The following is a 12172-nucleotide window of genomic DNA, read 5'->3' as shown; positions in this document are numbered from 1 at the left end:
GAATCCCGCGAGGGGCGCTGCTCAGCGCGTTCGCCGCGTTTCTATCGACGACCGATGAAGACGTCGTTCTCCAGAGGCTCTTCGCTGCGAGGAGAGTTCCGATTCGATGCCGGGTCTGCGGGTGCAGGGGTGCGACGGTTGATCAGAACCACCCCGCCAATGGTGATCGCGCCGCCGAGGAGTTCGATCAGGTGGGGAACTTCACCCAGCCAGACAAATGAAATGACCAGGGCAACCGGCGGTACGAGGTAGAGCGCTGCTGTGGATGCCGCCAGCGACAGCCGCGCGACCGCATAGCCCCAGATGACGAACCCCAGCGCGGAGGGGAGCAGCCCCAAGAAGAGCACCGCTCCCAGTGCCGATGCCGGGGCTCGCGCCGCGGCGCTGATAGTGGTGGGCACCAGCGGCAGAGCGAACACCGTCCCCGCCACCATTGCGTAGGTGGCCACCTCCAAACCCGTGTAGTGGCGCAACAGCGGTTTGGTGGAGAAGTGGTAGACGGCCTGGACGACAGCCGCTGCCAGCACGACCAAGGCCGCACCGGTGAAGCCGGACACCCCGTCGGCCAGGGTGACCACCGCCGTGCCGGTGATGGCGACGAGGCTGCCGACGACGATGTTGCGGGTGAGTGGTTCCGCCAGGAATGCGCTGGCGAGCAGCACGCTGAAGACGGGCGTCGCCCCGATCAACAAGCTGGCAGTGCCGGCTTCGACGTGGGTCTCGCCCCAGTTCAGGAGCACTTGGTACGCGGTCATGCCGGTCAGTCCGCACGCGGCGATCAACGGCAGGTCGCGCCTGCGCGGTATCCGTACTCCGGCGAAGGGCGCGACGACCAGCAGGACCACAGCCGCTACGGCCAGGCGTAGGAACGACAGCGCTGCCAGGCCGAGCCCATCGAGCCCCACACGAATCGCCGGAAACGCCGAGGCCCATAGCAGCACGGTCCCGGCCAGTGCCAAGAGGTGGGGGGAGAAGAATCGAGGTTTGCTCACCCGTTCACGGTGCCTCTTCCGTAACGAAAGTTCCAGTTAGTATTTGTTGGCAGATTCGAAAGCTTCTCTTAAAGGCGGTGCCTCCCTTCCAGAGCGAGCATGGCGTCCTCGTTGCCGTCGACCAGCTGGAGCCTGGGCCAGCAGGTCACCTTCCTGCGGGCGGCTTGAGGGAGTAAAGGGCCTGACCACGCCGCCTTCGCGTTGACGACCCGCCATGGGTGACGCCACGGCTGAACCACGCACCGGCTCTGCCGCTGTGGTGGCCGGGATCAGGCGAGGGCGAGGAAGAGCTTTTCCAGTTCGTCCTGAGACATGGGCGGAGTGTCGGAGTCCCCGGCAAGGCACTGACGCATTCCGCTGGCCACGATTTTGAAGCCGGCCCTGTCCAACGCCCGGGAGACCGCCGCGAGTTGCGTCACGACGTCCTTGCAGTCACGACCCGCCTCGATCATCGTGATCACGGCGGTCAACTGCCCTTGCGCCCGCCGCAGACGGTTCAGGACGGGCTGCATCGATTCTTCGTCCACCTGCATCGAAACCCTCCTCCACTCCTGGACAAGAAGCCCCAGAATACCCCATGGGGTATAAGTCCCAGCTGTCGCGCCGCCGCGGCCGAGCGAGTGCCAACTGGCAGCCGACCCTCACCCGGGACGCCCTGCCGTCGACCTGCCCACCACCTTCGTGAATACCCCCGGGGGTATTTGACAGCGACGACGGGAGCCATTTACGGTCGTCCACGTAATACCCCAGGGGGTATCGCAGCAACTCCCGACGCGGTGAACGTCGCGGCGAGGCGGAACCCCAGCCCGATCCGTGGCGACACCTGAGGCGTCGACCCCGCTCACCCCGACTCCCTGCAGCCGCCGCCCGCACCCCACCTCTCGGGAGGGGTGCCTCACGCCCTCAGACATACCCCCAGGGGTATACCGTCCAACGCTTTACGGAGGTTTCCGTGTTCTTCTCGCAGTACTACCTCGAGTGCCTGTCGCAGGCGTCATACATGATCGCCGACGAGTCCACCGGTCAGGCCGTGGTCGTCGACCCCCGCCGGGACGTGTCCGAGTACCTCGCGGATGCCGAAGCCCGCGGGCTCACCGTGGTCGGTGTCATCAACACCCACTTCCACGCGGACTTCGTCGCCGGACACCTGGAGATGGCCGACCGTACCGGCGCGTGGATCGGCTACGGGCGGCGCGCCGAGACCGAGTACGCGATTGGGAAGCTGGCCGACGGCGACACGATCAGCCTCGGCGACGTCACTCTGAAGATCATGGAAACGCCGGGTCACACCCCGGAGTCGATCAGCGTGCTGGTGTACGAGCACGCCGACGATGCCGTGCCGTACGGCGTGCTGACCGGCGATGCGCTGTTCATCGGCGACGTGGGCCGTCCCGACCTGCTGGCCTCGGTCGGGGTCACCGCTGACGAGCTCGGCGCGATGCTGCACGACAGTGTGCAGAACAAGCTGATGGGGCTGCCCGACGACGTGCGGGTCTTCCCCGCCCACGGCGCCGGTTCGTCCTGCGGCAAGAACCTCTCCACCGAGCGTCAGTCCACGATCGGTGAGCAGCGCGCCACCAACTACGCGTGTGCCCCGATGAGCCGTGAGGACTTCGTGGCCATCGTCACCGCCGGTCAGTCCGCGGCTCCGGGTTACTTCGCCTACGACGCGGACCTCAACCGTCGGCAGCGGGAGCTGTTCGACCCGGAGAACGCGCCCCGGGCGCTCAGCGTTGCGGACTTCGCCGCACGGCGGGAGGCGGGCGCGGTGGTGGTCGACGCCCGTGACCCGCAGGAGTTCGCCGCAGGGCATCTGCGCGGCGCGGTCAACGTTCCGGCGGACGGCCGGTTCGCGGAGCAGGCCGGCACGGTGCTCCCGCTGGGCGCCCAGGTGCTGGTCGTCGCACCGGAGGACCGCGAGGTGGAGATCGTCACCCGGCTCGCCCGGATCGGCTTCGACCGCACGGCCGGCTACCTGGCCTCCCCCGACGAGGCACTGGAGTCGATGGCCGACGAGGTCGCCGCGGCCAGCCGCCTGACCGCGGCCCAGCTCCGCGCCGAGCTGGGCGGCGCCAACCCGCCGGTCGTCGTCGACGTCCGCAACTGCGGCGAACGCGGCGAGAACGGGTTCATCGAGGGCGCCCTGCACATCAGCCTCGGCGAGCTGCCGCACCGGCTGGACGAGATCCCGCGCGACCGGCCGCTGGTCCTGCACTGCGCGGGTGGTCATCGCTCCTCCATCGCCGCCAGCCTGCTGCGACACGAGGGCTTCGAGGACGTCTCCGACGTCCTCGGCGGCTGGGCCGCCTGGGCCCTGCTCACCACCCCCGCCGCCGCCTGACCCGGTACGTCACGACCTGCCGGTGCGCCCGCGCGGGTCCACCGGCCGCACCACTCCCCTCCCCCTTTCCGTGCCTTCCTCGCCTTCCCTCCAAGGAGCTCTCATGACGACCGACACCGCCCGCACCGCCTCCTTCACCCCCACCGCCCTCCAGCACCTGATCGACAACGGAAACACCCCCCGCCTGCTGGACGTGCGCACCCCGGGCGAGTTCCAGACCAGCCACGTCCCCGGCGCCTACAACGTGCCGCTGGACACCCTGCGTGAGCACCGTGCGGAGCTGCGCCGGCACCTCGACGAGGACGTCGTGCTGATCTGTCGCTCCGGTGCCCGCGCCTCGCAGGCCGAGCAGGCGCTCGCCGAGGTGGGCCTGCCGAACCTGCGTGTCCTGGACGGCGGCATGACGGCCTGGGAAGCGGCCGGTGCCCCGGTCAACCGTGGCCCGCAGCGCTGGGAGCTGGAGCGCCAGGTCCGTCTGATCGCCGGCTCGGTCGTGCTGGTCACCGGTGTCGTGGGCTTCTTCGTCCCCGGCGTGCACCTGATCGGTACCGCGATCGGCGCCGGGCTGACGTTCGCCGCGCTCAGCAACACCTGCGCGATGGGCATGATGCTCTCCAAGCTGCCCTACAACCGCGGCCCGCGCACCGACATCCGCACGGTGGTCGCCTCCCTGCGGGAACGGTCGTGATCGCCCTCGTCCTCGCCGCCTCCGGGCCGGCGCCGGACGCGCACCGCCGCCGCCTTGGGTCCGCAGAAGCGCCGGGAGCTGAGCATGCACCCCTGACACACGTCGCCGGGGGCCGCACGCCACACGTCATCACGCACGATGGAGAAGCCCGGTGAAGGTGCAGGAAGAGGCGGTGAGCGCAGTCCTCAACCGGCTGCGCCGTGCCCAGGGCCAGCTCGCGGGAGTCATCACCATGGTCGAGGACGGCCGCGACTGCGCGGACGTCGTCACCCAGCTCGCCGCTGTCTCCCGCGCCCTCGACCGGGCCGGATTCAAGATCGTCGCAAGCGGCATGCGCCAGTGTCGCGCGGACGGGCGCGCGACGTCCCCGTCCATGACGGAAAAGGAACTGGAGGGGCTGTTCCTCTCCCTGGCGTGAGCCTGCGGGCGGCTGTGGCGCACGGCGGATGTGTGTCACGGGGCGCTGCTGCCCGCGGCGCGGTGCGCTCGCTCGGCCCGCCCGCCAGTGGTTCGCCGCCGGTCCTGCACGGGTTCGGCCGGCGTTGGTGCGAGTTCTCACACACTCGAACAGAATACCCCCGGGGGTATTCCTGTTACCTTGGTGGACAGATACCCCCGGGGGTAATTCCCAGCAAAGGAGCAAGCACGTGTTCTTCGTCGACACCATCGAGCTCGAGGGACTCGGCAACCGCCACTACCTCGCCGGCGGCGAGCGGGCGGCCGTGGCCGTGGACCCGCCGCGCGACATCGACCAGGTGCTGGCGGCGGCCGCCCGACGCGGTGTGCGGATCACCCACGTGGTGGAGACCCACATCCACAACGACTACGTCACCGGAGGTCTGGAGCTCGCCCGGATCACCGGCGCCCTCTACCTGGTGCCCGCCGGGGCCCACGTGTCGTTCGCCCGGACCCCGGTGTCCGACGGCGACACGATCACGGTCGAAGAAGGCATCGAACTACGGGCGGTGGCCACCCCCGGGCACACCCCGCACCACACCGCGTACGTGCTCGCCGAGCAGGGCACACCGGTGGCCGCGTTCACCGGCGGTTCGCTGCTCATCGGCACGGTGGGCCGCCCCGATCTGGTCGAACCCCGCCTCACCGAGCAGCTGGCCCGCGCCCAGCACGCCTCCGCGCACCGGCTGGCGGCCGAGCTCCCCGACGAGACGGCCGTCCTGCCCACGCACGGCTTCGGCAGCTTCTGCTCCTCCGCCCAGGCCGAGGGCGACGACACCACCATCGGCCGGGAGAAGACCGCCAATACGGCGCTCACCACCGATGTCGACACCTTCGTCGCCGAGCTCCTGGCCGGGCTGGAGGACGTCCCCGCCTACTACGCGCACATGGGCCCGGTCAACGCCTCCGGCCCCGACCCGGTGGACCTGACGCCCCCGGCCGTCGCGGACGCCGCCGAGATCGCCTCCCGGCTGGCGGCCGGCGAGTGGGTCGTGGACCTGCGCAACCGGGTCGCCTTCGCCGAGGGACACGTCGCCGGGTCGTTCAACTTCGAGGCGGACGGCAAGATCGCCACCTACCTCGCCTGGATGATCCCGTGGGGCAAGCCGGTGACCCTGCTCGCCGAGTCACCTGAGCAACTGGCCGCGGCCCAGCGCGAGTTGGTCCGAGTCGGCATCGACCGGCCCGCCGCCGCGGCGACCGGCACCCCGCGCGCCTGGGTGCCCGAGGGTACCGAGCTCGCGTCCTTCCCGCGCTCCACCTTCGCCGGGCTCGCCGGACGGGACACCGCCCGGACCGTCGTACTCGACGTGCGACGCGACTCGGAGCGGGCCGCCGGACACATCGAGGGCTCCGTCCACATCCCGGTCCACGAGCTGCACAAGCGCCTCGACGAAGTGCCCGCCGGCACCGTGTGGGTGCACTGCGCCGGCGGTATGCGCGCCGGGATCGCGGCCTCCCTGCTCGACGCCGCCGGCCGTGACGTGGTGGCCGTCGACGACGGGTTCGACGCCGCCACCGCCGCAGGTCTGACCGTCGTCACCGACTGACCGGTCCACCCCGGCGGCCCGGCACCGCTGCGCACCCAGCCGACGAGTGCCCCTCATCAGTAACACCGCTTCATCGAAAGGTTCTGTGATGTCCCTGTTCTCCCGGAACACCACACAGCGCATCAGCGTGGAAGAGGCCCACCGGCGCACCCAGGGCGACGGCGCCCCAGCCGTCCTGCTCGACGTACGCGAGCGGGGTGAGTGGAGCGCCGGGCACGCGCCCGGCGCCGTGTACGCACCCCTGTCCGGCCTGGCCGCGAACTCCGCCCTGCCGCAGGCCGCCCAGGGGCGGCCGCTGATAGTGATCTGTCGCAGCGGCAACCGCTCGCAGAAGGCCGCCCAACTGCTCTCCGCGCGCGGGCTGGACGCCGTGGACGTCAAGGGCGGCATGAAGGCATGGGCGGCGGCCGGGCACCCGGTCGTCGACACTCGCGGAAACAACGGCTCGGTGGCGTGAGCGCCCTCATCCTCGCGCTCGTCGCCGGCGCCGTCGTCGGACTTGCCCTCGGTGGACTCGGCGGTGGCGGCAGTGTCCTGGCGGTCCCCGCCCTGACCTACCTGCTCGGTCTGCGCCCGGCGGAAGCGATCACCGCCAGCCTGATCATCGTCACCGTGACGTCCGTGACCGCGCTCGCCGGACACGCCCGGGACGGCAACGTGGCCTGGCGGACCGGCCTGCTGTTCGCGGCGGCCGGCGTCGCCCCCGCCATGCTCACCGGGGCGGCCGCCGGTCACCTGCCGCAGGCGGCGCTGACCGTCGCCTTCGCGGTGGTCGCCTCGGTCGCCGCCATGGGCATGCTGCGGCCCGCACACACCCCGGACGTCGGCGAGGTGCGCACCGTCAAGGCGGGCGCCGCCGGAGCGGGACTCGGCGCGATCACCGGACTGTTGGGCGTAGGTGGCGGCTTCCTCGCCGTCCCCGCCCTGGTCCGCGTGCTGCGCCTGCCCATGCGCAGGGCGGTCGGCACCAGTCTCCTCGTCATCACCATCAACTCGCTGGCCGCCCTCGGCGCCCGCGCCGGAACCGCCGTGGACCTGGACTGGGCCGTCATCGCGCCGTTCACCGCGGCCGCGATCCTCGGAGCCTGGGACGGCAAACGCCACGCACAACGGCTCACCGGCGACACGCTCCGGCGGATCTTCGCCTACGTGCTCCTCGCGGTCGCCGGTCTGATGCTCGTCGACGCGTTCGTCTGACCTCCTCCAGGGGTCCGCTGCCACCGGCGCCGTCCTGGTCCGGCCCTGAGCCGGCCGGGCCAGGACCTACCGCACCGCAGCCACACCCGCACCGTTCAAGGACACCCACGCATGACCACGAACGCACACACCACACGGCCCGCCGCAACCGCCGTGCGCCTCGGACTGCGGGAGAACTGGCTCCAGTTCACCCTCCTCGTCGTCGTCAACATCGCCGTCGGCGGTCTGGTGGGCCTGGAACGCACCACCGTGCCGCTCATCGGCACCGACGTCTTCGGCCTGACCAGCGACCTGGCGGTCTTCTCGTTCATCATCGCCTTCGGAGCCACCAAGGCCCTGACCAACCTCGCCGCCGGAGCCCTGACGGCCCGCTTCCGCCGCAGGCGACTCCTCCTCACGGGCTGGCTGATCGGCGTCCCCGTCCCCTTCATGCTCGCCTGGGCGCCCTCGTGGGGCTGGATCGTCGCCGCGAACGTCCTGCTCGGCCTCAACCAGGGTCTGGCCTGGTCGATGACCGTCAACATGAAGATCGACCTGGTCGGTCCCGCCCGACGGGGACTCGCCACCGGACTCAACGAAGCCGCCGGCTACACCGCGGTCGGCGTCACCGCCCTGCTCACCGGCTACCTCGCCACCGGCTACGGCCTGCGCCCCGTCCCGGAACTCCTCGGCGTCGTCTTCGTCGTCGCCGGACTCGCCCTGTCCCTCGCCGTCCGGGACACCGCCGCCCACGTGGCCCTCGAACTCGCCCAGCACCCCAAGCCCCTGCCCACCGGGGAAAAGCCCGGCCTGGCGGCAACGTTCGCCCGCACCTCCTGGCGGGACCGCTCACTGCGCGGCGCCAGCCAGGCCGGCCTCGTCAACAACCTCAACGACGGACTCACCTGGGGCGTCTTCCCCCTGCTCTTCACCGACCACGGCCTCGGGCTGGCCGCCGTCGGCCTCATCAAGGGCCTCTACCCCATCCTGTGGGGCATCGGCCAGATCCCCACCGGCCACCTGGCCGACCGCATCGGCCGCAAACCCCTGATCGTCACCGGCATGCTCGTCCAGGCCGCCGGCTTCGTCCTCGCCCTCGCCCTCCTGGACCAACCCCTGCTCGCGGGCATCCTGTCGGCCGTCGCCCTCGGCCTCGGCACCGCCATGGTCTACCCCGCACTCATCGCCTGCGTCTCCGACCACGCCCACCCCACCTGGCGCGTCAACGCCCTCGGCACCTACCGCCTCTGGCGCGACATCGGCTACGCGGCAGGCGCCCTCGTCGCGGGCGTCCTCGCCGACACGCTCGGACTCAGCGCCACCGTCATCACCGCCGCCGCACTCACCGCCGCCTCGGGCCTCCTCGCCGCCCGCTGGATCACCGACCGCACCCCACCCCACAAGATGCCGCACGCGGAGTGAACGCCACGTCAGCGTGGCCATCGCCGGAACGGGACGGGCATGGTGACAGCAGAAGACGCTGCACGGTCCCATCGGCGTTGCACCTGAAAGCTGCCAGGGGCGTGACGCGTCATCCAAGTCGAACCGTCCGTCTCGACCGCGAAGGCCGTCACACCCGGCAACTCCTCCAACCAGGCACGAGCGTCACCTCCCATGGCATACGCGGATGTCGCGGCGACATCCGCCTCGGTGAGGGAGGTGGACACCACCGTGAGGGAGGCGAGCCCGTAGCTCGGGGGTTCGCCCGTGTGCGGGTCGACGATGTGACAGCCGCGCTCGGCCGGACCCGACGTGGCGACGGCGAGCGGGCCCGCGACGGACTTGACGCGCGCCGCGAGTCTGCCCGGCGCCAGCGGATGGCTGATGCCCACACGCCAGGGGCCGCCGTGCAGTTGGACGTCTCCGCCGCCATTGAGGCAGAGGCGCTCGGCGCCTGCGGACCGCAGCAGACGGGCCGCGCGTTCCACCGCCCATCCCTTGACGAGACCGGAGGGGTCGAAGGCCCCGGAGTGCCGCGACGAGAACCAGCCTCCGGAGCGACGCTCGGCGTCGGCGCACATCGTCAGCACCTGCTGCACCTCGCCGTCCCACCGGTGCGGTACTGGTTCGCCCCGCCGGATCCGGCAGACGGCACTGTCCGGCCGGAACGGGGAGAAGACCGCGTCGACGTGGTGCAGCAGGCTCTCGACGTCATCAAGTGCACTGCGCAGAAGAGGGGTTGGCTCGTCGCGCAGGGTGAGGGAGAAGACCGTGCCCATGGTGTGGACGACCCGGTGGAGTCCCGTGGGGTCAGCCATGCGCTTGATCCAGGGCACTCTGGAGGGAGTTGGTGTAGCCCTCGCTGGTGTAGGTGGCTCCGGAGACTGTGTCGACGTGGGCGCTCTGGGCGTCCAGGGTCTCCTGGACGAGTACCGGTATCGCGGAGGCGTTGATCTGCCGGCTGCGCGGGTCGCCGTCAGGCGCTCGTACGGCGCGTGCGGCGGTGATCCTGGATCCGTCGAGAGTGACCTCGACCTGGACGGGCCCGTAGCGGGTCTGGACGGTGGAGCCGGTGATCGTGCGCTTACCGGCGGAGCTGCTGCCGGTGCCGCCCGTCGCCGGTGCCGTGGACGGGGTGGGCACGGCGTGGGTCACGTGGTGCGGTTTGAGGGACAGGGCGAGGACCGGCACGGTCACGGTCGCCACGCAGGTCAGTACGGTGCGGCGGACGGAGTGGGAACGCATGGCGGGGCTCACAGTTCGAAGGATTCGTGGTGGATGCGCGTGCCTGGGACGCCTGCCGCGCGCAGGGCGTCGTACGCGGCGTTCGCCATGCCGGGTGGCCCGCACAGGTACACGTCGTGCCGGGCGATGTCGGGCAGCAGCGTCCGCAGCCGGTCCGCCGTGAACGGGGAACGCGTGTGGTCCGGACCGTTGAGCGCATACAGGAGCCGAGCCCCGCGGCCGGCCGCGATCGACTCCAGTTCGCCGCGCAGCGCCAACTCCTCCGCGGTACGTGCCCGGTAGAGCAGAGTGAGACTGCCGGGCGCGGCAGGCAGCGTCTCGAACAGTGTGCGCAGTGGGGTGATGCCGGTACCGCCCGCGACGAGGAGCACCTTGCCCCGCCGGCGTCGTCCGGCGGTCAGGGCCCCGTACGGGCCTTCCGCCCACACCCGCGTACCGCTCGGCAAGGTGGCGACGGCACCGCTGTGGTCCCCGAGTGCCTTGACCGTGACGCGCAGCAGGTCGCCCCTCGACACCGCCGAGAGGGAGTAGGGATGCGAGGCGTACCACATACCCGGGGACAGGAACCGCCAGCGCAGGAACTGCCCCGGCTCGGCGCCGAGTTCGTCCAGACGTCGCCCTCGGATCCACACCGAGTGGACGTCCGGCGCTTCCCGCACGACGACCTCGACGCGCAGTCGGTGTCGCAGATTGAGCCGCACGGGCATCAGCACCCGGAACCAGAGCACCAGGCAGGCCACCGAGAGGTACAGCACGTACCACGCCGTGCGGGCGGTGGCCCCGGCCACGAAGTCGGCGCCGAGCGCCACCTGGTGGGAGAAGGCGAGGAACACCGCGGCATAGGTGAGCAGGTGCAGGTAGTACCAGGTTTCGTAGCGCATGCGGCGCCGTACCGCGCGCACCGAGGTGTAGCCCACGGCGAGCAGCACCGCGCCCCCCGCCGCGCCCTTGAGCATCTCCGGCAGGTCGAACACGATCGTGCTCAACTCGGGCAGCGGGCCCACTCGCGCCTGCGCCGCGTAGCCGAGGGTGATGAGCACGATGTGGGCGACGAGAAGGCCGATCGTCCAACGGCCCGCGGCGGCGTGCCAGCGAGCGGTGCGGTCGCTGCCCACCCCGTTCTCCAGCCACGGCACCCGCGCCATCAGAGCGACCAGCAGAGCACACGTGTAGCCACAGACGAGACCGGTGATGCGGCCCGCCCCGGTCAGCCAGCCGGCCACGCCGACCACGGATCCGGTGTCCGCCCACCACAGCGCCAGCACCGCCAGGCCGCCCGCCCAGGCCGCGGCCTGCAGCGGCACGGCGGGAGACCGTTTCCGTCGCGGAGCGGGCGTACGGTGCCGCGCCGGTGGTGGACCGTGCGTGGTGGTGGTCATGTGCGGCTCCTCCTGCGCGTTCGAGCTGCCCACTGTGGTGCGGCAACCTCTGAACCGGCTCTGAGGTCCCGCGCCTGAGGCCGCCTTCACAGGAAACTCAGAGAAATCCGGGAGACTCTGGAAGGGCCATGAACCAACGCCCCGCGGCCCTGACCCGCCCCGACGGCACGCCTGTGCGCGTCCTCGTCGTCGACGACGAACCCGACCTCGCCGAGGTCGTCACCGGCGCCCTGCGCTACGAGGGCTGGGAGGTGCGCTCCGCGGCGACGGCCAGGGCCGCCGTGCGCGAAGCCCGCGACTTCCGGCCCGACGCCGTCGTCCTGGACATCATGTTGCCCGACCGCGACGGACTGTCCGTGCTGCGTGACCTGCGGGCCGAGCAGCCGCACGTGTGCGTGCTGTTCCTCACCGCCCGGGACACCGTCGAGGACCGCATCGCCGGAATCACCGCAGGTGGCGACGACTACGTGACCAAGCCGTTCAGCCTCGGTGAGCTCGTCGCACGGGTGCGCGGCCTGCTGCGCCGGGCGGGCATGACCAGGGAACGGGCAGCTGCGTCCATGCTGGTCGTCGGCGACCTGGAGATGGACGAGGACGCCCACGAGGTCACCCGCGACAACGCCCCGATCGATCTCTCCCCCACCGAGTTCCAGCTGCTGCGCTGCCTCATGCGCCACCCGCGCCGCGTCCTGAGCAAGACCCAGCTCCTCGACCTCGTCTGGTCCTACGACTTCGGCGGTCAGGCGCACGTCGTGGAGCTGTACATCTCGTATCTGCGCAAGAAGATCGACGCGGGCCGCCCCCCCCATGATCCACACGGTGCGCGGCGCCGGATACGTCCTGAAGCCGGTGGACCGGTGAAACGGCCGCGCCTGCACACGCTGCGCGCCCGGCTCACCGCGGGG

12 protein-coding genes and 1 pseudogene are annotated in these 12172 nt (G+C 71.0%); 8 read left to right on the top strand and 5 right to left on the bottom strand.

Annotated features, from left to right (window positions below; genetic code table 11):
- Positions 1-41: 41 nt before the first annotated feature.
- The gene (locus RBJ77_RS34330) at positions 42-992 is read right to left on the bottom strand and encodes a DMT family transporter (protein WP_372348549.1); all 951 of its coding nucleotides are present in this window, start codon (positions 990-992) and stop codon (positions 42-44) included.
- Positions 993-1261: 269 nt separating this feature from the next.
- Positions 1262-1525 carry a metal-sensitive transcriptional regulator gene (locus RBJ77_RS34325; RefSeq protein ID WP_255967599.1) on the bottom strand — a complete coding sequence of 88 codons (264 nt, stop codon included), beginning with the start codon at positions 1523-1525 and terminating at the stop codon, positions 1262-1264.
- A 419-nt stretch (positions 1526-1944) separates the two neighbouring features.
- Here RBJ77_RS34325 and RBJ77_RS34320 point away from each other — a divergent pair, with 419 nt between their 5' ends.
- From RBJ77_RS34320 to RBJ77_RS34290, 7 genes are all read left to right on the top strand, one after another.
- On the top strand, positions 1945-3333 hold the full coding sequence (locus RBJ77_RS34320; protein ID WP_372348548.1) for a rhodanese-like domain-containing protein: 1389 nt from the start codon (positions 1945-1947) through the stop codon (positions 3331-3333).
- Positions 3334-3436: 103 nt separating this feature from the next.
- Positions 3437-4021, top strand: a complete 585-nt coding sequence (locus RBJ77_RS34315) for a rhodanese-like domain-containing protein (RefSeq protein WP_372348547.1) — start codon at positions 3437-3439, stop codon at positions 4019-4021.
- Between the two features lie 151 nt (positions 4022-4172).
- Positions 4173-4439 carry a metal-sensitive transcriptional regulator gene (locus RBJ77_RS34310; protein WP_372348546.1) on the top strand — a complete coding sequence of 89 codons (267 nt, stop codon included), beginning with the start codon at positions 4173-4175 and terminating at the stop codon, positions 4437-4439.
- A gap of 229 nt (positions 4440-4668) precedes the next feature.
- Complete coding sequence (locus tag RBJ77_RS34305) at positions 4669-6027, top strand: rhodanese-like domain-containing protein (RefSeq protein ID WP_372348545.1); 1359 nt, start codon at positions 4669-4671, stop codon at positions 6025-6027.
- Between the two features lie 88 nt (positions 6028-6115).
- The gene (locus RBJ77_RS34300; RefSeq protein ID WP_372348544.1) at positions 6116-6484 is read left to right on the top strand and encodes a rhodanese-like domain-containing protein; all 369 of its coding nucleotides are present in this window, start codon (positions 6116-6118) and stop codon (positions 6482-6484) included.
- Positions 6481-7224, top strand: a complete 744-nt coding sequence (locus tag RBJ77_RS34295; protein ID WP_372348543.1) for a sulfite exporter TauE/SafE family protein — start codon at positions 6481-6483, stop codon at positions 7222-7224. Before RBJ77_RS34300 ends, RBJ77_RS34295 begins: the two co-directional genes overlap by 4 nt.
- Positions 7225-7335: 111 nt before the next feature.
- Positions 7336-8625 (top strand): MFS transporter, encoded by a 1290-nt coding sequence (locus RBJ77_RS34290; RefSeq protein ID WP_372348542.1) that lies wholly within the window; start codon positions 7336-7338, stop codon positions 8623-8625.
- 8 nt (positions 8626-8633) lie between these two features.
- Here the strand turns inward: RBJ77_RS34290 and RBJ77_RS34285 are convergent, their stop codons facing one another.
- The 3 genes from RBJ77_RS34285 to RBJ77_RS34275 are packed head-to-tail and all read right to left on the bottom strand — an operon-like array spanning position 8634 to position 11267.
- Positions 8634-9461, bottom strand: coding sequence for an FAD:protein FMN transferase (locus tag RBJ77_RS34285; RefSeq protein ID WP_372348541.1), 828 nt, complete (start codon positions 9459-9461; stop codon positions 8634-8636).
- Positions 9454-9888 (bottom strand): FMN-binding protein, encoded by a 435-nt coding sequence (locus tag RBJ77_RS34280; RefSeq protein ID WP_372348540.1) that lies wholly within the window; start codon positions 9886-9888, stop codon positions 9454-9456. The genes RBJ77_RS34285 and RBJ77_RS34280 overlap by 8 nt, the downstream gene beginning before the upstream one ends.
- A gap of 8 nt (positions 9889-9896) precedes the next feature.
- The gene (locus RBJ77_RS34275) at positions 9897-11267 is read right to left on the bottom strand and encodes a ferric reductase-like transmembrane domain-containing protein (protein WP_372348539.1); all 1371 of its coding nucleotides are present in this window, start codon (positions 11265-11267) and stop codon (positions 9897-9899) included.
- Between the two features lie 128 nt (positions 11268-11395).
- Here RBJ77_RS34275 and RBJ77_RS34270 point away from each other — a divergent pair.
- A pseudogene (locus RBJ77_RS34270) lies at positions 11396-12128 on the top strand (response regulator transcription factor).
- The last annotated feature ends 44 nt before the right edge of the window (positions 12129-12172 follow it).

This window comes from Streptomyces sp. KL116D (assembly GCF_030766975.1).
Taxonomy (GTDB): Bacteria; Actinomycetota; Actinomycetes; order Streptomycetales; family Streptomycetaceae; genus Streptomyces; species Streptomyces longispororuber_A.
This window is presented reverse-complemented; position numbering and strand designations above follow the sequence as displayed.